Genomic DNA, 21219 nt, shown 5'->3' on the forward strand with positions numbered 1-21219 from the left:
TATGTTTTTCATATTTATTATTCAGTTTTAAATACTTTTATCGCTTCAGAACTGAATTTTAATGTATAATTTTCATTTTCAAATCTGAGATTCTTAGTATTCACAAAAATTACAGTGTCAGGGAGTTCCTGAAGTATATCTATATTAAAATTGTCATCGGAAATAAGTAGAACGTCTAATTTTTTATTTACTTCCGAAAGATCCTTTATATATTGTATTTTTCTTCTTTTTACTAAATAATTGTGGGCTGCAGTTGCTCTTTTATTATCATTATTGATTAACGTAAACATTCTTCGGCTAGCCTGAAATAAAGTAAGTAATGCATCTTTTTGCCCGTAATCATCAGCCATGTGAAGAATATTAGCATTATTAGCGATATGTTTATTCAGTTCAAAATATACGGATTTATTAGTATTAAAATCTTTTTTTACTTCCGTTACCACTTCACTGTCTTTATATAAATAGCTTAAGAATAATTGCTTTTTAAAATAATTTTCATTTTCAATTTCTTCTCTCAGTTTAGCAAACTCATTTCTGTAGTATGCATTGATCTTTTTCGTTCTCTCTGAATAATTTTTACCAAAACTCAGATCATCTTTGCTGATTCTTTCCCCCACTTTTACCGTGATACTTCCATCATAGATAATGAAATCTCCTTTCGGGAGTACTTCTGAATTACCATGAATATATAAAGGAAGAACATCCAGATCAAACTGTTCAGCAAGATAGAATGCACCTTTGTGAAATCTTTTTAAATCATTGCTATACGAACGTTCAGCTTCAGGGAAAACAACAAGGGAATATCCTTGGGCAATTTTCTCTTTCAGTTGTTCCATTCCGTTTTCAATGCCTTGTGAAACGGGATAAAAACCTAGGGCTCTTACCAGCCTTCCAAAAACAGGAGATTGATATACCCAGTCATTGACCAGATAAATGATTTTATGAGTAGCCATTGCAATTGCCAGCGTATCTAAAAATGAGGTGTGATTGGCAATAATAACAGCCGGTTTGCTGAAATCTTCATTTAAATTTTTAATGACCTTCTTCTTTACAAAAGGATTAGAATAGAGCACAGAAGTTAAAAACTTAGCTAAAATAAGTTTAATAATATCCAACGTTTTTCCCTTTGAATTTTTTACGAAGAAACTTCCAAACGCTGAAAATATCAATCCTCCAAGTCCGTAATATAAAAATGAAATGATAGAATTTAATAACAGTCTGAAGGTGATTGGTGAAAGTCCTTTTTTCGCTCTGTTGGTAATGAAAAACCTGAACCAAAATGGATATAATGTAGAGGTAATGATGATTACAGAGAACATTCCGATTAATGCCACTAAGGCAAGTGAATGTAAAGCAGGATGTTTGGCAAAAATTAATGATCCAATAGATAAAATGGTTGTAAATACGGCAAGAATAATGGACGTTCTGTAAGTAGGAAGTTCATTTTTACCCGTGGTATGTTCTTTTTGCATTGCCTGAGTAAGAAAAATACTGAAATCGTCACCCACCCCGAATACCAGCGTACAAACTACTGTACTGAAAATATTTAATTCCAAGCCTAAAAAATAAAGAATTCCTGCCGTCACCACTCCCGTAAGAACAATTGGGAACATGGTAAGAACCGTCAGTTCAAAATTTCTAAAGAAAACAATGATTGTCAGAACGATTGCTAAAAGAGAATAATTGATCAGGGTATTGAAATCTCTTTTCAATAAGCCTAAGAAATTTTCATTCATCTGTTGACGATCAATTGCAAGAGCATCATGTTTCTTCTCGATATCCTTGATGAAAGTATCTCTTTTCTTTTCATCAACTTTTACAACGTTGGAAACGGTATAAAAACCATTCTCATTGCTCATAAACTCCGAAATCTGAAGAGCTTTTACCTTTTCGTAGTCTTTAAGGTCTAATGTTGAATAGTTTTTGTTTAGAATTTCATTAAAATTATCAAATGCAGAACTGTTGAAACCAAATTTGTTTCCATTACTTACCAATTCTGAAATAGTCTGGTTTTTTCTATCACCATTCCAGAAATTTTGCCATTCTTTAATTTTTCTCTGTTGATCTTTCTCCGATAAAACAACGCTTCCGATTGAGTTATAGCTTAAGATTTTGCCTTCTTTTTTCTCCTGCTCAAGAAAAGAACTCAATTTAGAATTTCTGGCAAGAGCTTCTTCTTCAGAATTTCCGTAAGAAATCGTATAAATAGACTTTGAGGTAATATCTGAAAGCTTTTGTAGCTTAGCCTCACTGATCTTCATTTCCTTGGGAATATAGTTCAGATCACCAATATCTTCATTAAATCCTACATGTCTGAAGCCAAAGAGGCACGCAAGAATGATAACGGAGCAGCCAATGATCAATGGTTTATTCTTTTCATAAGGATATGACCCGATCTTGTCAATAAAATTGGTGTTAAGTTTTTCTTCCTTGTGTTTCGGCTTATAAAGTTGAGGGACGATAATCAAGGCGCTGATTGACGATAAAATAACCGTGATGGCAGCAAAAAGGCCCAGGTCTTTTAATGCTTCGGACCTTACAAATACCAGACACAAAAATGAAACAGCAGTAGTTGCACTACTTAATACAATAGGTTGTGTAATTTCCTTATACAGCTCTTCAATATTATTATTGTGCTTATAATGTGTCAGAATATGCAGAGCGTAATCAATGGTAATTCCGATCAGGATGGCGCCTACACTTAAAGAGATTGCCGAAATTTTATCCTTAATAAAATACAGAATCAGTAAAGCCAGTAATACCGAAAATACCGTTGGAAGGAATACAATAATCGGAGTAAAGAAGTTTCTGAAATAATAGATCAGCAGGATCAAAAGTACAGTCATGGAAATCATTACTGTATTCTGGATATCCTTCTTTATCTGTTTGGCATTGGCAACAGCAATCACAGGTGAACCAAAATAGCTTATTTCCGTTTTGCCTTTGAATTGTTTGTTAAGATTGTCTTTTATGGAGGTAAGCTGATCTACAAAGAACTCATTGTCTTTTGTATCATTGCTTTTATTTTTAGGATCAATGAACAGGAGAAGGTTTTTTCCGTCTTTGGTGACAATATAACTGTCTTCCAGTTTGAAATCCTTGCTGATATTTAAAGCATTTAATTTTTTTATTCCTAAAAAAGTCAGCCCGAGCGGATCTTTTTTGATGAATTCTTTAGTAACGAGACTTGTGGGAGAAACCAAAGACATGTAATTGCTCTCTACCTGCTGGGCAATACTGTCCTTTTGAAGCTTTCTTTCAATTTCCTTATAGTCGTTTTCATTTAGAAATAAAGGAAGGTTTTGGCTTACAAAATCAAAGGTTTCTGAGATCTCATTATCATTTACTTTTCCCTGAACAGAACCAATGTATTTTTGTAAAGGGGCTATTTTCTGTAAAAAAGTATCCGCTGTTTCGGAAAGCTGGAAGCTGTCTTCATTGGATTTATTTTCTATGATAACAATGATTTTATCTGAAAAGTTAAGCTGTTTAAGCACCTTTGCCGTCAGATCGGATTTTTCACTTTTAGGAATAATCTGATTGATATCTTCTTCAAAATTAATCTTTGACGCAAAGAAAAGACATATGGCGGCAATTCCTAAGGCTGTAAATACAGAGAGGATTTTGTTTCTGGAAATCAGATAGTATAAAAATATAAAAAAGCGATGCATTGCATTTAAATCAAGTCTGCAAATTTAATTTTTTAAGAATTAGTTCAAAATAGTTAGACCATAAGTTTTGACTGAAAATCAATAAAATATTCTAGGAAGAATAAAAAAATATTCTACTTTTGCAAAAGTTCCCTTTTGATGAAATGTATTTTAAACCATAAATTATTATTAAAAAAATAAGAATCTGTTTTAGATATGTTGAAAAAGAATGATGAAAAAATAAACGGATTCCTATTTATAATAGTGCTCCCCCTTCTGATGTTTGCAATGTCTTACTACGGATTTGAGTCTTCTTATACAAGACTAAAGATTTCGGAGCGAACCCCTGACTTTTTATTTTCCTCAGTATATGCTTACAGAGTGATTCCCAATTACCTGAGTGTACAGATGACAGATCTGATGTTTTATCTGATCAATGGTCCTTTTTCGTCCTTTAAAGACTTTTTATCCAAAAACGGAACGCCATTTTATCACGGGCTTTTCCTGATGAATAGCGTGTTCTTTGTGTTGTGTTCAGTGATTCTGAATATGATTTTTAAACTTAGAGCGACTACTTTTCTTTTACATCTGAATGCCAGAAGAATCATTCATCTTTTGTCTGTATTTTTCATTGTACTTACGCAGTATGCTCCTACAAATTGTGATACGATAGCTCTTTTTTGTTATTTAACTGGAGTTTTTTTAACATTTAAATATTTACTTACCCATAAAAATATATTCCTGTATCTTTTAGCCGGGCTTATTGCATTATCTACTTTAGTGAGAGAAACGGCATGTATCAATATTGCTTTTTTTGCTGCCATATTCTTTAATGTGGACGATTTGAAGAAAGGAAATTATCAGATAATCTTAAAACTAATACCATTGGTGATTGCTTTTCTGGTTCCTTATTTGGGATTGCGGGCAATGCTTGTACAGAATGAAACTACTTTTGTAGAAGGATTTTATATCAATAGGAATTTTTCAAGTCCGTTCAACCTTGCAGGATTGTTGTTTGCCGTTATTGTCCTTTATTTTATATATAAGCTTTGTGCAGATAAGGAGAATAGAGTGGTTTTTGGTAAATATCTTTTCTTTTCCATTCCTTATTTGTTTATGATTACCTTGGTAGGACTTTTTTGGGAAATAAGGTTATTTTTACCTTTGATTCTGACAGGGATTATAATTGTTTATCACCAGTTTAAAAAAACATCAGAGCTATAGCATGACTTTACTCCATCCATATTATATAATTGCGATTATTTACATGCTGATTTTCAGTATTCAGGAAGTCTATGGAAGAAAGGTTGATAAAAAGTGGTTCTGGCTACTTGGAGCATACTTTGTGATTATTGCAGGGCTTAGGAATGATGTAGGACCGGATTATGGAAGTTATCTCGGGATTTATATCTATTCTGATGAGAAGAGCTATTACAGTATCTTTATGAAGATGCTCCATATGGAAGGACCAGAATTGCTCGATGTGGAGTGGCTCTATACTTTAATTAATAAGATACTCCTCAATATTTTTGATGCACCGTTTTATATGGTGACCTTTGTCATAGCACTTTTTGCTATGTTTTTTAAAGTAGAATATACAGATGATAATACCTTTTATCCCTTTACATTCACGCTGTTTATGTTTATCCCGAACTTCTTCATTGGAGAAAGTGGGCAGATAAGACAAAACTTGGGAACTTTCATTGTCTACTTTGCCATTCGGTTTATTAAAGAACGGAAGCTCTGGTATTACCTCTTTTTTATATTCATAGGGTCAGGTATTCACAGTGTGTGTTATCTGTTTTTGCCTATGTACTGGCTAGCTCGTATACCTTTGAATAAAACAATGATGCTTCTGATGATTATCGGATCTATTTTATTGTCTCCTTTCGAAGTGTATCGTGTGCTTGGAGATTTCCTGGGCGGAATGGCGTCTGAAAGTTCCCTTGTAGAAGGATTTAACGGATATGTAGAAATCAGTGCTCAAAGGCTAAATGGTGGTTTTGGTATTCCTGAAGCGATGATGGCAATTCTGACGTTTTTCCTTTTTGTTTTTGATACAAAGATGAAAGAATATTTTCCTTACTATGAATATCACAGAAACTATGCTGTAGTTGGAATTTGCTTATACTTTATCTTTAGAAATAATCCTATCTTCTCTTCCCGACTTGCCGGAGCATTCATTGGGTTTGCTTATGTTATTATTCCGAATGCCATGTATGTAGTTTCAAGCAGAATGAAGAATATGATCTATGCGTTTATCATATCCCTTGTGGTATTCAACTTTGTGGTATTTGGATACTTTAATAACATCAAGGCTGGGCGATTTTCGATAGATCTTTATCGAAATCACGTACTACCGTAAAATACTTTTAGATAATAAAAATAAACAGGCTGCTTTTTAAAGCAGCCTGTTTATTTATTTATTTATTTATTTTGAATGTTTTTTATTTGTTAATAATGTTTTTATGTTAGTTTATTTATAGTATAATTAAAATATTGAATATTTATTTATAAAATAAATATCATTTTATTGATATGGGCTTAAAAGTTGTATTCCGCTAAGGATACACTCAAATCCATAAAAGTATGAAAAGGTTGATTGAAAAATTAAAGGCAGCATTCTGTTTAGTGTTGATAAGTATGTGTTTTATTAAGGGGAATATTATTTCAGTAAAAGGTCTTCCCTCGGTAAGACATAAGATTGGAAAATTTGATTCATTGGTAAAGCCGATTCAGAAGAAAATAGTACAGAAAGTAATTTCCGATTGGAAAAAAGCTCCTAACAGCTACATTTTTGACCCTCAGCAGAATAGTGAAGGTATATTGGTTCCTGTTAAAAAAGCTTATGCAATGTGGAGTGGGGGAAATTATATCAATGGTAGTGGAATCCCTTCGGGTGCAATAACAGCGGATGTGCTTTGGGAAGATGTCCATGGATTAATAAAATCAGGAGCAAATTATGCTTTGGAGATTTTAGGCTCCGGACAGGATGCTAAAATAAAAGTTCCTATCAATAAATCTAAAAAAGGAAATGCTGTAGTGGCATTAAAAGTAAATGGAGAAATTTACTGGAGCTGGCACATTTGGATTACAGATGATCCTACGAATGGTTCTTCCTATAAGAGTTTTGATGGAGTGAAAAGAATGAGAACAGATGGAATAATAGAACCGATTCCTAATAATGAATGGAAATGGATGGATCGAAATCTAGGCGCTATTTCCAGTTCTATTACCGCTTCAGATTGGAATAAAAGCATAGGACTTCTCTATCAGTGGGGAAGAAAAGATCCTATACCTCCGCTGGTTACAAGAGGGAATGATTTTTATGAGGTTTCGGGATCTATAGGGAGAGTAAGGCACAGAGGAGCTAAGAATTTTACCAATGCTGTGAGTATTGATGATCTTCGTAAGTTTGTTTTGCTTTCCAATGCAGAAGTAACCAATAATATAAGACTCTCTTTAAAAAATCCATTGAGCCTGATCTATATAAATAAAGATGATAATTCAGGACAGGCATACTATAATAACAATATTAATCTTCCTGTTAATTGGTTTGGAAAAGCAACAGGTTTACCGGATAATAGGCTTTCAGAGCTTAATCTATGGTCTGATAATTCTTTGGGAAGAATAGATCAGGTTTACAATACCGATGACAGTGCTAAGCCCTATAGAGATAAATCCTCATTTGATCCCTGCCCCAATGCTGGAGAATGCCATCCATGCTTGTGGCAAACCTTGCATCTCCAAGCTATGTAGATGATATTAGGATAGACTTTTCGCCTTTCGGAGTAAAAACGAATACAGCAGGAAATGTTTTTGAGACTAATAAGAATTATATCATAAAACCTACAGATTCCGGAATGCCGGATTTTATGAGCAATTTTAAAATTTATCCAAACCTTGGTTTTGATCTTTCCAATGTAGGAGGTTATAATATGGGAGTTTTCCCCGGAACAGGGCAGTTGCTTAGAGGGGCTCATCTTGGGCAATATAGTGATCAACATCATATTGCGTTATGGACATCAACGATGGCAAGACATTTTGATGCTTCACCTGCGGTTGGCGTAAGAGGATTGTCTATGATTCCGGATAAAACACAGCCGGACGTTCCGGATCCAAACTTCCCGGGAATCAAAGGTAGGTATTTCTATTTTCCTCTTGCTGACATGTATACTTCAGATGCCAATGGTTGCAGGTGTATCAAAGATCCATTGTATATTGTTAATGATTATGATTTTCCCACAGAATATTTACCGGCAGTTACAGAATATAAAGTAGGAATAGATAATCCGAATTCCTATCAGGTCGTTAAAAGCTTATCATCTTCGATCATAGAAATACCTGTCAGTAAAGCATTTTCAGTACAAAGCCAATTACTGAATAATCGTGATATTCTCAACCCTTCAAATTTTAATAGCTTAAAAACAAATGTTCTTTGGACTACCAATGTAAATCTTATTAGTAAGCTTTCTGTGATGAATCCGTCACCATCATCATTGCAGGATTTGGGAGGTTCGAAAATTTTAGTGGAAATAACTCCTAATCAAAGTGGTAATGCTGTCGTAACATTGCATAATGGAAGTGTTTTTTCTCCTGTATATTGGAGCTGGCATATCTGGGTGACAGATTCATCCATAGGATCTTATACCTATACAACGGAACTTCCGGTTTCTGAAGCTGCAAATTATATCAATTATGTAGACAAAGCGGATGTTGTTTTACAAACTGTTTTTATGGATAGAAACCTTGGAGCTACTGATGCTTTTCCCGTTACAGCAAATCCACTTACACCTACCGCTGCGGAATTGTCAAAAATAAGAGCTTCTACGGGACTGCATTATCAATGGGGAAGAAAAGATCCGTTGCCCATATTTCAATATGCTGATAATAGAAGTTCTTACAACATATTTTTAGGAACGGTATCGAATAATGGTTCTGTATCATACACAACCCTTACTCCTGCTGTTTATAATGCCATGCCAGGAAATTATATTGTCCCTTACAATACATATGCTGAAACCTCGAATGTTCAAGCAACTGATAAACTTTCGGAGAAAATATCAAAAATCTTAAGCTATTCAGTTAAAAATCCATTGGTTTATATGGTTCCAAGCACATTTTCGCCATTCAACAGCAGTGTTCCGAATTATACTAACGGTACAGACTGGCTGGCAACGGAACCTAATCTCGCAGCAGACAGATGGGGGAGAGGAGGAAAAAAATCAGCATTCGATCCATGTCCTGAAGGCTGGAGAATTCCGGATCTTACTAACGTTGCTTTAATTTCAGGTTTGGATTTTGGGCAGACGCCCTGGTATAAAAAAGATAAAAATATTGCTACTTTATATAGTGTGGTTTCCGATTATTTAGGCATTAGAGTTAGAAATCCATCCACGACTGCTACTATAGGGTATACATTTAATAATAATTTGTATTCTGTAGGAAATTATCCCAATTCAGGGTCCCGTGGCTTTCGAAGTGTTGTTGGAAACCAATCTGCACAGGGAACTTTTAATTTTATTAATTTTCAATATCCGGGAATCTGGACAGATGCTTTGAATGCCAATTATCTGGGAAGGCCTGTCAGTATACTTTTTGATGCTGCGTCTAGTGCCAATAAATTTACAGCCTTTCATGACAATAATGATCCGTATTTCGGGATGAATTGCCGATGCGTGAAAATACAATATGATGCTAATGGAAATGAAGATGGTCCAGCTTCAAGGTTTGTTGATGCCTCTCAGGGAGGTGTATTAAATGTTAAGGATATAATGTCTAAAGCTCTAGAAAATAAAATATCTTTATATCCCAACCCTGTTAAAAGTATCCTTTACATCAATGCTGATGAAGATAAGGAATATTATTTTGAGATATATAACGAATTGGGGCAATTGATGAAATCCGGAAGATTTGAAAATAAACAGATAAATGTCTCTTCGTTGATTTCCGGAACCTATTTAATTAGAATAAATAATTCTGAAGCTGTTATGAAAATTATAAAACGATAAACCACTAAGAAAAATCTTAAGACGGGATATAGCGGTTCTGTTCCCTATTTTTATGATAAACCATATTTCCTGCATCTATGACAGTGGATGAAAAATTCTATATCACTAAATATAAATTATTTGATAATCAGCTAAAATATACAAAACAAAGCACTTGGTCTGCTAAAAGGGGTTGTAGAAATGTCTGGGAATGGGTTCAATAATCAAATTAAAATTACAGAACAAAAAGTATATAATAAAAAAGCTTTACTTTTGCAAAAAATTTTTAGAATGTCGAAAAATTTAGTAATCGTTGAGTCCCCGGCAAAAGCAAAAACTATTCAGAAATATTTAGGTAAGGATTTTGAAGTGAAATCCAGTTTCGGTCATATCCGGGATTTGCCTAAAAAAGGAATGGGGATAGACCTTGCTACCTTTAGCCCAGATTACGAAGTTTCAGCAGACAAAAAGAAATTGGTAACAGAACTGAAGGCTGCCGTAAAGAAAGCTGATATGGTATGGCTCGCTTCCGATGAGGACCGCGAAGGAGAAGCTATTGCATGGCACCTGGCAGACGAATTGAAGCTGAAACCGGAAAACAGAAAAAGAATTGTTTTCCATGAGATTACTAAAAATGCCATTCTAAAAGCAATTGAAAATCCTAGAGATATAGACCAAAATCTTGTGAATGCACAGCAGGCAAGAAGATTGCTGGACAGAATCGTAGGTTTCGAAATGTCTCCGGTTTTATGGAAAAAAGTAAAGCCAGGATTATCCGCCGGAAGAGTACAGTCTGTAGCCGTAAGATTAATTGTTGAAAGAGAAAAAGAAATCCGTGAATTTAAACCAAAAGCAAGTTTTAAACTTGACGGTATTTTCTTAAATAAGACTGAGCAGGAAATTGCAGCAAAGCTTAAAAAAGACTTTGAAAAAGAAGAAGAAGCAGAAAAATTCCTTGAGCAGGCAAAAACTACAGAATTTAAAGTTCTGAATGTTGAAACAAAGCCGGGAACACGTTCCGCATCTGCTCCTTTCACTACCTCTACATTACAGCAGGAAGCTTCTTCAAGATTAGGATATAATGTGACCAATACCATGCGTCTGGCACAGAGACTCTATGAAGAAGGATTTATTACCTATATGAGAACAGACTCGGTAAACCTTTCTCAGGAAGCTATTGAAGGAGCAAAAAAACAAATTATCTCAGAATACGGAGCAGAATATTCTTCTCCTAGAAACTATACTACAAAATCAGCCTCTGCACAGGAAGCTCACGAAGCTATCCGTCCTACAGATTTCGCAGTGAAAAGTATTGGGGATGCACAACTGAATAAGCTGTACCAATTAATTTACAGAAGAACACTTGCTTCTCAGATGGCAAATGCTAAAATTGAAAAGACTGTAATTGAAATTGGAAACTCTTCTTTACCCCATCATTTTGAAGCACAGGGAGAAGTAATCATATTTGATGGTTTCTTAAAAGCTTACGGAATCGTAAAAACAGAAGAAGACGACGAAGAAAACAACGACAAGTTGTTGCCAAAAGTAACTGTAGGAGAAATTCTAAGCTATAAAACAATTACCGCAACAGAAAAATTCACGAGACCAAGTGCAAGATATACTGAAGCCGGATTGGTAAGAAAATTGGAAGAGCTAGGGATTGGGAGACCATCTACTTACGCTCCTACCATTCAGACTATTCAGAATAGAGAGTATGTAGATAAACGCGAGATTGAACCACAAATCCGTGAAGTGATCAAAATGTCTTTGGTAAAAGATAAGATCAAAAAAGTTGTCCTTGATGAAAAATTCGGAGGTGATAAAAATAAATTTATTCCTACAGATATTGGAGAAGTTGTAAACGACTTCTTAACAGATAATTTCAAAGAAATTCTTGACTATGGCTTCACTGCAAGAGTAGAAGAAGGATTTGATGAAATTGCAAACGGTGATCAGAAATGGAAAGAAATGATGACCGATTTCTATTCAAAATTCCACCCAAGAATTGAAGATGTAGAAGAAAATGCAGACCGTGCTACAGGTGACAGACTTTTAGGAGTAGATCCGAAAACAGGTAAAAATGTACATGCAAGAATCGGTAGATTTGGAGCAATGATCCAGATTGGGGAAACTGATGATGAAGAAAAACCAATCTTTGCATCATTAATGGCAGGACAGAATATTGCAACTATTACTTTTGAAGAAGCGCTGGAATTATTCAGATTACCTTTTGACTTAGGTGAGGTTGATGGACAGCCTGTTTCTGTAGGTGTTGGTAGATTTGGTCCTTATGTAAAATGGGGAGAAACATACATCAGTATTCCGAAAGGTGAAGATCCGCTTTCTGTAAATCAGAACCGTGCTGAAGAAATCATCAGCGAAAAGAAAAAAGCAGATGCCCCGATTGCAACTTACAAAGGAGAGCCTGTAACGAAAGGTACCGGAAGATTCGGTCCGTTTATCAAGTATAAAGACATCTTTGTGAATGTTCCGAAGAAATACAACTTTGACAACCTTTCGCAAAGTGACATCAATGAACTGATTGATGCTAAACTTGAAAAAGAAGCCAACAGATACATCCAGCAGTGGGAAAAAGAAAAAATTTCCATTGAAAACGGAAGATGGGGACCTTTCATCAAATTCGGAAAAGCAATGTTCAAAATTCCAAAGAAAAGTGATGATACCAAATATGATGGAGAAGAACTGAAAGAGATTTCTCTTGACGAGGTTAAAAAATGGATCACTGATCAGGATAAAAACGCTTTTGCAGAAAAGAAAAAACCAGCAGCAAAAAAGACAACTGCCGCTAAGAAAACTACAACAGCAAAGAAACCTACTGCAAAAAAGAAATAATATTACATTATTGTATAAAATATATCAAACCGTTTACAAAGTGTAAACGGTTTTTTTATGAATAAAAGGCACCACAACATAGTCAGTTGCGGTGTTTTTTTGTATGTTTGTTACATCAAGCAATTAATAAATTATTACAATTTTAATTTAAATATGGATTTTGAGGACTTTATCATTTCACCAAGAAATTTCAAAACAGAAAGCTGGCAGATTGGAAGTCGGATCACAAAGAATATAAAAGAAGACAGCATTGTTCTTTTGTTTGTGTCAGATTATAGAGGAGTTGGCGGGGATGCAGAAGTACAAGACTTTACAGCAGTCCGAAAAGAATTTTACAGACTTTCACAGCTGGATTTTGAAATCCCGGTGGTAGATCTGGGTGATCTGGTTTCAGGAAAATCTGTGCAGGATACTCATTACATTCTACAGGAAGTTTTATCGGCATGTCATTATAAAAGAGCTCTTCCGGTTATTATCGGGGGATCTAATGATTTCGCTTTTTCGCTATTTTCTACTTTGAATTTCCATAAAAAAAGTCTCAATTATACCCAAATCAGTAATATTATTTCCCTTAAACAAGGTGAAGACATTAATGAACATACTTTCCTGGGAAAAATTTTAGGTTCCAAGAACTTTTCCATTAAAAACTATCACCATTTAGGCTATCAAAAGCATTTGAATGAAATGGATTCCGTAAGACTCATCAAAGAAGTGGAGTTTGATATCATTCGCCTAGCCGAAATGATGAATTCTACAGAAAAAACAGAGCCTTTTTTCAGAAAAGCAGATCTGGTAACGGTAAATTGTGATGCCATAGAAAGTTTCAGTGAGCCTTTTTCAATGAACCCTCAGGTAAACGGGTTAAACAGGAGAGAAGTATGTGCTTATATGAAAGAAATAGGATTGAGCGAAAATCTTAAATCTGTAGGAATCTTCAATTATAATATTTATTCAGAAAATCAACTTAATCATCAGCTTTTAGCGCAAATGCTGTGGTATCTGATCGAAGGAATCAATATTCAGAGATCACACCCGAAAGAAAGACAATATGAACTGTTTTATGTTTTAATAGATGACAGGCAATTTGCTTTTAAACGTGATACATTCAGTAATTTGTGGTATTTTGGTGAAGATGAAGATATAGAAAACTGTATTCCATGTTCAAGAAAAGATTTTGATGATGCTAAAAAAGGCTGGTTGAATGCAAGACTGACGAAATTTTAATGTATGACAAACGTTCCCTCAAAAGTTTCCATCATTGTTCCTGTTTATAATGTCGAAAATTATTTGGCAAAATGCCTTGATTCTTTATTGAATCAAAACTATCAGAACATCGAAATACTTGTAGTGAATGATGGAAGTAAAGACCGTTCCGGGGAAGTTATTAATAACTATGCCCGAAAATATCCTGAAAAAATAAAGCCTTTTACAAAGGAAAACGGTGGACTAAGCGATGCCCGGAATTATGGTATAGACAGAGCTACGGGAGATTATATTGGTTTTGTAGACAGTGATGATTATGTCACAGAGAATATGTTCGAAGAAATGCTTTTTCTGGCAGAAAAACATCAGGCTAAAATTGCTATTTGTAATATCCAGAAAGTTGATCAAAACGGGCAGATAACACAAAAACTAACCCAGCTTCCCAACATGCCGGAGAAAATAGAGCTTGAGAATAATTTCTCGGTTTTTTCAGATCTTAGCTATTTTGCGTGCAATAAATTGTTTAAAAAAGAACTTTTTAATCAAAAAAGATTTAAAAAAGGGGCTCACTTTGAAGATATTCAGTTAATACCACAGCTTTTATTAGAATGTGATGTCGTCGTACAGACTCAAAACTTTCATTATCAGTATCTGGAACGTACAGATTCCATTACAAAAACTCATACGGAAAAAGGGATTGATATTCTGAAGGCAGTGCAGGATGTAGAATATGTATTTAAAGAATCAATATATTCTCATAAAATAAAGGAATTAAAAAACTTTCAGATTTTTGAAGGAGTATATTCCTTTCTTGCTTATCTCGCATTTGTGAAAAATGAAGAAACGTTCTATAGCATGGCTGATAAACTGTCTGTTTTCATCAAAGAAAGAGAAATAAAAATTCAAGATATATTGAACTATAGTCGTTTTGGTAAGAATTATCTTTTATCTTTGCCAGTGAAGAAAAAGATTTTTTATCTGTTGTTTTTTGCAGGACAGAAAAAGTTGATAAGAAAATTAATATAAACACAAATGAGAGTACTATTGTTTCGAACATTAGAAGAGATGATGTATTATCTATTAAGCATCATCCGCTTGAATGGGAGTAACATGAGTACGGGATAAGAAAAAGAATGAAAAATTTTGAATTGTTCTTAAGCGGATCGGGGATACCTATTTTCTATGTAAAAATAGGACTAGGTTTCGTATTCTCCTTTTTAATTACATTTTTTTCCATACCTACCATTGTAAAGATTTCCAGAAGGAAGAATCTGATGGATGAACCTGGTATAAGAAGTTCACACCTTAGAAAAATTCCTAATCTTGGAGGAATTGCAATTTTTTATTCCATTGGGATCTGTGCATCCATTTTTGCGTACGAGCTATTTGACCTCTATAAATTTCTGTTTGCCTCATTAATCATTCTTCTTTATGTGGGAGTAATGGATGATATTGTAGTAATGCGGGCGTATAAAAAACTGGTCGCTCAGATTATTGTGTCTTCACTAGTCGTTATAGGCTCAGATATAAGAATCAGAAGCCTGTTTGGAATATTTGGATTGTATGAACTCAGCTATATTGTAAGTGTATTATTTAGTATCATTACCTTTATTATTCTTATCAACGCCTTTAATCTTATTGATGGGATTGATGGTTTGGCAGGTGGTTACTCAGTAATTTGTAGTGCGTTGTTCGGCATCAGTTATTACCGATTGGGGGAATACAATTATCCTCTGGTGGTATTGTCTGTAGTTATTATAGGAACGGTTCTTGCCTTTTTATATTATAATCTCTCACATTACAGGACTAATAAGGTTTTTATGGGAGATACAGGCTCTATGTTGCTGGGGTTCTTACTAGCCTTTACTTCTATTTGTTTCATTGATATTTTCATTGATAAAAAACTTATTGATGTTCCAAGATATCATCTGCAGTCTGCGCCGGTAGTAGCTGTGGCAATTCTTATTTTGCCCATTGTAGATACATTAAACGTGATTTTTGTAAGACTTTACAACAAAAAGTCACCATTTGACGCAGATAAAAATCATATACACCACAAATTGCTTAAGCTTGATCTTACTCACAGAAGATCCACTTTTTATATCATCCTTTATTATTTAATGATCGTAGGAATTGCTTATTATCTGAGGCACACCAATGTTAATATATTATTGTTAATCATTCTCGCATTAGGTTTTTTAGGCGCTTATTTACCGGATTTGATATATAAATTAAGAAATAACAAAAATTAACAATTAAATATTACTTTTGTAAACAATATTCAAATATGATGAAGAACTTTAAGTATTTATTTTTAATAGTACCCTTTTTGGTTATATCGTGCATCACGACAAAGGATGTAAGATATTTACAGCCAAGTGAGAGTCTTGTGATCAACGAAGAAGGTCTTGTTCCCTACAATATTCCTATCTACAGAATTACAAAAAATGATATTCTAAACCTTAATATTGTTACTACTCCCAAAGGAGATGCTGCACAATTTTATTCCAGCTACAATACCTCAGGCGGGGTAGGAGGGTCTTCTATGAACTCTGCAATGGCAGGAGGAAGAGCTGGTAGTACAGGAGGTTCAAGCTTTGGAGGTAACATTAATTTTTATTTTAACGGATTAAAAGTTGATGGTAATGGAGATATCAATGTTTTCGGAGTAGGCTATGTAAAAGCAGAAGGAAGAACGTTGGATGATATTACAAAAGAAATACAGCTTAAAGTAAACGAAAACTTCCAGGAAGGAAAATCAGAAGTAAGATTAAATACAGACGGAATCACTTATTATATCCTTGGTGACGTTGAAAGTACAGGTCTTTCAGGTGAGAAAGTAGTTCATAAAAATACCCTTACCATCACAGAAGCTTTAGCAATCAATGGTGGTTTGAACAGGACTATTGATAAAAAAGAAATTGTGATTCACAGAAAACTGCCGGAAGGAATCAAAATTGCTAAAATAGATCTTACCCGTGAAGATTTGATGAACTCTCCTTTTTACTATGTACAAAATGGAGACGAAATCTATCTTAATACCAGAAGAAAAAGCTTGAATGGATTCGGAAAAGATCCTATCCAGACATTACTTACTGGAGTGACGGCCATTACAACGGCATTAACTTTATACACAATCCTACAAAGACTTTAATCCCTATGATTCCAGGAAAAGATACACAAGTAGGAAAGGCAGAACCCCCGAAGGAAAAGTATGGGAATTTTGCAATTTTTGATGTTGAACATTTTTTAAGAAAAATATTTAAAAACTGGTATTGGTTCGTTTTTATGTTTCTTATTGGTTATGCCCTATCTTGGGTATACAGTAAGTATTACGCACAGAACGTATATGCTTCCAACCTTTCTTTGAGTATTTCCAATAATACATCCAGTTACTTTACTCCAAATCAATCCATTAACTTCATTTGGGGACAGGGAGGAAATCAGGACGGAGTATATTTAAAGAAGATGCTTTTCTCAAGATCTCATAATGAGTTCTTGGTGAAAAACTTGGACCTTTTCGTTAATTATTCCACTAAAGGATTGATAAAATCTACCTATTTGGATAAAACAGACTCGCCGGTTTTTTTAGAAATAGATAAAAAACATCTTCAACAGATCAATTACCCGATCACTTTATTACCAAAAGGGAACGGAACTTATGAAGTAAATCTGCCGGAAGAAGGACAGTCTACAAGTTTATATAGCTATGAGTCAGAGGGTTTTCAGAATATTAATGCCTATGCAAGACCTACTAATAAGATTATAAGAGTAAACGAATGGTATAACTCTCCCAATCTTAGATTCAAACTCGTTCAGAATCCTGCTACTCCAAAGATTAAACTGGATAACATTATTGTAAATCTAGCGGCAATCAATCAAAGTGTTAATGATATTGTTTCTACCATTAATGTTGACTTTGACAAAGAAATCAGTACGATTATGATTATTACCAAAAAAGGGTATAATCTGAACAGTACTGTAAACTTCCTGAATACATCAGTAGAAGAACTACAGAAGAAAAGACTAGCTGATAGAAATACCGTAGATAAAAATACAGAGGTTTACCTTAAAGGAAATCTGGAAAAAATTCGTGCAAAATTAGACTCAAGTGCGAATGTGCTTAATTATCTGAAAACATCAGAAAAACTTTATAATATTAAGGATAGAGATGAAAAGTCTTTAGAAAAAATAAAAGATCTTGAAGCGAAGAAAGCGGATATAGTAAGTAAAATCAGTTCTCTGAATAACATCAAAAATACACTTCAGTCTCAGAATTTTGATAAAATGATCGCTACCAATGCTGCTGGCTTTGAAGATGGTATGTTCTCAGCTACCGTTAGTGAACTTAAAGCATTGTATACCAAGAAAGCAGAAATGGCATTAATCTATAAACCGACTTCAGAACCAATGAAGGAAATAAACAGATTAATCAGTGAAGCAAAAACAGGATCATTTGGTAGTTTAAAAAATTATTATACAAAATATTATGATGAAATCAATAACCTTGATAAGCAAGTAGCTGAAGCGAATTCAGATCTTTCTTCATATCCTGAAAAAGAAAGAAGGTATCTGGATGCAGAAAGAGGTTATAATATGATTGAAGCTACTTACAACAGCCTTTTAGGAAGGCAGAATGAAACACAGATAAAAGTAGCGACAAACCAATCTGATATTACAGTAATTGACCCTGCTAAAAACCTAGGTCAAGGTCCGATTAGCCCGAATATTAAAATGGCAAAGACAGGAATTATACTGTTCATGCTATTACTTCCAGTGGTTTTTATTCTGATAGGATCACTATTGGATAATAAGATCCGAAATATTAAAGAATTACTAGGCGCAACAAAAATTCCACTTCTTGGAGTAATTGGTAACAATACCAATGAAAATATGCTTACCGTATTGGAACAGCCAAAGTCATCCGTTTCCGAAGCATTTAGAGGAATAAGAGCGAGCGTAAGATTCTTAATGGATAATAATGATGAAAAAGGTAAGATCATATTGGTCACTTCTTCCATTGGAGGAGAAGGAAAAACCTATATTTCTATCAACCTGGCTTCTGTATTAGGATTAAGTGATAAAAAAACAATCCTTTTAGGAATGGACCTTAGAAAACCAAAGATTTTTGGAGATTTTAAAATCGATAATAAATATGGTATATCAAACTACCTTACAGGAGAAGTGGATATTGATCAGATTATCAACAAAACGAAGATCCCGAATCTTGATGTTGCAACTTCAGGACCTATCCCGCCGAACCCTTCTGAGCTTCTAATGAGCAAGAGAAATATTAAATTCTTAGAAGAATTAAAAGAAATATATGATTTCATTATCATAGATTCTCCACCTGTAGGTCTTGTAGCAGACTCTTATGAACTAATGAAATATTCAGATACAAATATCTATGTAGTTCGTCATGAATACACAGAAAAGTATATGCTGAAAATGATTACCGAAAAATATCATAATAATGAAATTGATCATTTAGGACTTATATATAATGATTATAATACGAAGCAGGGATATGGCTACGGGTATGGTTACGGATATGGTTATGGCTATTTTGATGAGGATAAAAATTATAAAGAACCTCTGTTAATCAGGGTACGAAACAGAATGCAGCGAATGTTTAATAAAAAATAGAGCCTTAAACCCTCATTCAATGGGGGTTTTTTCATACTTTATTTATTTTCATTCTATGAAAAAAAGAATATTTTTGCCACTTTGCCGTTTACTTTATAACAAATTATGTTTTTTTGTTTATTTTTAACTAAACATTAAGATTATCATTAATATAAAAATGTTTTATATTTGCAAAAATTAAATTTTAAAATAACCATAAATCCATATTCTTTTATGAATAAAAAATTATTGTTTAGCTTCCTTGCCTTCCTTGGAGTGGTAAGTGTTAAAGCACAAAGAAACGAATTGGGGGTTCGTCTAGGTATGAGTAACCTAGTGGGTGATGTAGGGAGGACAAATTATATTTTACAAAAGCCGTTGGATTTAAATAGAATGTCGGATTGGGGTATCCCGTTTTATGGTGGAATTTTATACAGATTTAATTTTAATCCCCATCAGACTGTTAGATTAGATTTAGGATATAATCAGATTCAGTTTAGCGATAAAGCTGCAAAAGAAGAATATAGAAGAAATAGAAACTCATACGGTAAAAATAATGTGTATGAGGCGAGTTTAATGTTTGAATATAACTTTTTCCCTGTAAATAATGAACAGGTAAGTATGGTAAGCCCATATATTTTTGGGGGATTAGGTGCATTGATGTTTGATGCTCCTAAAGCTACACTTACGAATGATTTTAGAAGAGATGCAGACGGTGTGGCATTAGCTCCAATCAATGAAATGGACTTCAAAACTACCACTGAATACTCATTAGGAAAAAAAGTTACCATGCATATTCCTTTTGGTGTAGGTTTAAAGTATAAGTTTAACCATACTTGGGCTATATTTGCAGAAGCAACCTTTAGATATACATTGACAGATCAGCTTGATCATAGTCAGATTCTTTCCAGTGATGTAAAGACATCCTTTAATGCAGATATTTTAGATCCTGCTACAGGAGGTTCATTATTACAGTCCGGAAATTATTATGCTGTTGCTAAAGAAAGAGAAGAAGAATTTATTAAAAAGAGAAATATTGGAGATGTAAAATCTAAAGACTGGATGAATACATTTAGTCTTGGATTGACATTCTCGTTTGGAAGACCTCCATGTTATTGTGATTAATATGTCGTTGATTAAAAATAAAATAAATTCTGAGAATTTACCAAAACACGTAGCCATCATTATGGATGGCAATGGAAGATGGGCCAAATCTCGTGGCGAAGAAAGATCCTTCGGTCACAAGAATGCCATTAATGCTGTAAGAAATGCTATTAATGCATGTAATGAGATTGATATCCCGTACCTAACACTGTATACATTTTCTTCAGAAAACTGGAGCCGTCCGACTGAAGAAGTAAACACCCTCATGAACCTGCTGGTGGAAACCTTACTGCTGGAAGCGGAAGAGATCTTTAGCAAAGGATTGAGAATGCATGTCATAGGAAACCTAAACAAACTGCCTACTTTAGTAAAAGAGCAGTTACAGCGTGTGGTAGACCTTACAAAAGAAAACACAAAAGGAAACCTGGTATTGGCTATAAGCTACGGTTCACAAAACGAAATACTGGAAGCTGTAAAAAATATTAGTTCTGACGTAAAAGAAGGAAAGGTAGAAGTAGAGAATATTGATGAAAAACTATTCGAAAACTATCTTTATACCAAAGATTTTCCTCCTGTAGATTTACTGATAAGAACCAGCGGCGAGATAAGAATAAGCAACTTCCTGCTTTGGCAGATTGCTTACGCTGAATTACAGTTTCTAAATGTTCTATGGCCGGATTTCACTAAAGATATTTTCTTCCAATGTATTGTAGATTATCAAAACAAGGAAAGAAGATACGGATTAACCGGAGAGCAGATACAAGGCCAATAAATTTAAAAGAAAAGAAAGACTC

The 21219-nt window shown here is 34.2% G+C and carries 13 protein-coding genes; 12 read left to right on the forward strand and 1 reads right to left on the reverse strand.

The annotated features are described in order from the left end of the window. Positions 1 to 17: 17 nt before the first annotated feature. On the reverse strand, positions 18 to 3671 hold the full coding sequence (locus tag BW983_RS18285) for an MMPL family transporter (protein ID WP_076553311.1): 3654 nt from the start codon (positions 3669 to 3671) through the stop codon (positions 18 to 20). A 195-nt stretch (positions 3672 to 3866) separates the two neighbouring features. Between BW983_RS18285 and BW983_RS18290 the strand changes: the two genes are divergently transcribed. The 12 genes from BW983_RS18290 to BW983_RS18345 all read left to right on the forward strand — a co-directional run bounded on the left by BW983_RS18290 (position 3867) and on the right by BW983_RS18345 (position 21197). Further along, positions 3867 to 4874, forward strand: a complete 1008-nt coding sequence (locus tag BW983_RS18290) for a hypothetical protein (protein ID WP_076553312.1) — start codon at positions 3867 to 3869, stop codon at positions 4872 to 4874. A 1-nt stretch (position 4875) separates the two neighbouring features. Next, complete coding sequence (locus BW983_RS18295; RefSeq protein ID WP_228409033.1) at positions 4876 to 6015, forward strand: EpsG family protein; 1140 nt, start codon at positions 4876 to 4878, stop codon at positions 6013 to 6015. Positions 6016 to 6239: 224 nt separating this feature from the next. After that, positions 6240 to 7409 (forward strand): hypothetical protein, encoded by a 1170-nt coding sequence (locus tag BW983_RS18300; protein ID WP_076553314.1) that lies wholly within the window; start codon positions 6240 to 6242, stop codon positions 7407 to 7409. Then, entirely contained in the window at positions 7364 to 9661 is a 2298-nt protein-coding gene (locus tag BW983_RS18305; RefSeq protein WP_084184581.1) for a T9SS type A sorting domain-containing protein, read from the forward strand. The genes BW983_RS18300 and BW983_RS18305 overlap by 46 nt, the downstream gene beginning before the upstream one ends. 270 nt (positions 9662 to 9931) lie before the next feature. Continuing rightward, on the forward strand, positions 9932 to 12493 hold the full coding sequence (gene topA, locus BW983_RS18310) for a type I DNA topoisomerase (protein WP_076553338.1): 2562 nt from the start codon (positions 9932 to 9934) through the stop codon (positions 12491 to 12493). A gap of 153 nt (positions 12494 to 12646) precedes the next feature. Continuing rightward, positions 12647 to 13717 carry a formimidoylglutamase gene (locus BW983_RS18315; RefSeq protein ID WP_076553316.1) on the forward strand — a complete coding sequence of 357 codons (1071 nt, stop codon included), beginning with the start codon at positions 12647 to 12649 and terminating at the stop codon, positions 13715 to 13717. Positions 13718 to 13720: 3 nt separating this feature from the next. Continuing rightward, entirely contained in the window at positions 13721 to 14722 is a 1002-nt protein-coding gene (locus BW983_RS18320) for a glycosyltransferase family 2 protein (protein ID WP_076553317.1), read from the forward strand. A gap of 107 nt (positions 14723 to 14829) precedes the next feature. Then, complete coding sequence (locus BW983_RS18325) at positions 14830 to 15948, forward strand: glycosyltransferase family 4 protein (RefSeq protein WP_076553318.1); 1119 nt, start codon at positions 14830 to 14832, stop codon at positions 15946 to 15948. 35 nt (positions 15949 to 15983) lie between these two features. Beyond that, positions 15984 to 16850 carry a polysaccharide biosynthesis/export family protein gene (locus BW983_RS18330; protein ID WP_084184583.1) on the forward strand — a complete coding sequence of 289 codons (867 nt, stop codon included), beginning with the start codon at positions 15984 to 15986 and terminating at the stop codon, positions 16848 to 16850. A 5-nt stretch (positions 16851 to 16855) separates the two neighbouring features. Next, positions 16856 to 19342 (forward strand): exopolysaccharide transport family protein, encoded by a 2487-nt coding sequence (locus BW983_RS18335; protein ID WP_076553320.1) that lies wholly within the window; start codon positions 16856 to 16858, stop codon positions 19340 to 19342. A gap of 213 nt (positions 19343 to 19555) precedes the next feature. Beyond that, positions 19556 to 20446: a type IX secretion system protein PorG gene (porG, locus tag BW983_RS18340; RefSeq protein WP_076553321.1), complete on the forward strand. Its 891-nt coding sequence runs from the start codon at positions 19556 to 19558 to the stop codon at positions 20444 to 20446. A 1-nt stretch (position 20447) separates the two neighbouring features. Further along, a complete protein-coding gene (locus BW983_RS18345) occupies positions 20448 to 21197 on the forward strand; it encodes an isoprenyl transferase (RefSeq protein ID WP_076553322.1) in 750 nt (249 codons plus the stop codon). Positions 21198 to 21219: the final 22 nt, after the last annotated feature.

This window comes from Chryseobacterium ureilyticum, from assembly GCF_900156735.1.
In the GTDB taxonomy this organism is placed as follows: Bacteria; Bacteroidota; Bacteroidia; order Flavobacteriales; family Weeksellaceae; genus Chryseobacterium; species Chryseobacterium ureilyticum.

Excerpts from the sequence above, each read along its gene's own strand:
- BW983_RS18295 (WP_228409033.1), top strand. The coding sequence starts at position 4,876 with ATGACTTTACTCCATCCATATTATATAATTGCGATTATTTACATGCTG.
- BW983_RS18315 (WP_076553316.1), top strand. The coding sequence starts at position 12,647 with ATGGATTTTGAGGACTTTATCATTTCACCAAGAAATTTCAAAACAGAA.
- BW983_RS18300 (WP_076553314.1), top strand. The coding sequence starts at position 6,240 with ATGAAAAGGTTGATTGAAAAATTAAAGGCAGCATTCTGTTTAGTGTTG.
- porG (WP_076553321.1), top strand. The coding sequence starts at position 19,556 with ATGAATAAAAAATTATTGTTTAGCTTCCTTGCCTTCCTTGGAGTGGTA.
- BW983_RS18305 (WP_084184581.1), top strand. The coding sequence starts at position 7,364 with ATGCCATCCATGCTTGTGGCAAACCTTGCATCTCCAAGCTATGTAGAT.
- BW983_RS18345 (WP_076553322.1), top strand. The coding sequence starts at position 20,448 with ATGTCGTTGATTAAAAATAAAATAAATTCTGAGAATTTACCAAAACAC.
- BW983_RS18325 (WP_076553318.1), top strand. The coding sequence starts at position 14,830 with ATGAAAAATTTTGAATTGTTCTTAAGCGGATCGGGGATACCTATTTTC.
- BW983_RS18290 (WP_076553312.1), top strand. The coding sequence starts at position 3,867 with ATGTTGAAAAAGAATGATGAAAAAATAAACGGATTCCTATTTATAATA.
- BW983_RS18320 (WP_076553317.1), top strand. The coding sequence starts at position 13,721 with ATGACAAACGTTCCCTCAAAAGTTTCCATCATTGTTCCTGTTTATAAT.
- BW983_RS18330 (WP_084184583.1), top strand. The coding sequence starts at position 15,984 with ATGATGAAGAACTTTAAGTATTTATTTTTAATAGTACCCTTTTTGGTT.
- topA (WP_076553338.1), top strand. The coding sequence starts at position 9,932 with ATGTCGAAAAATTTAGTAATCGTTGAGTCCCCGGCAAAAGCAAAAACT.
- BW983_RS18285 (WP_076553311.1), bottom strand. The coding sequence starts at position 3,671 with ATGCATCGCTTTTTTATATTTTTATACTATCTGATTTCCAGAAACAAA.
- BW983_RS18335 (WP_076553320.1), top strand. The coding sequence starts at position 16,856 with ATGATTCCAGGAAAAGATACACAAGTAGGAAAGGCAGAACCCCCGAAG.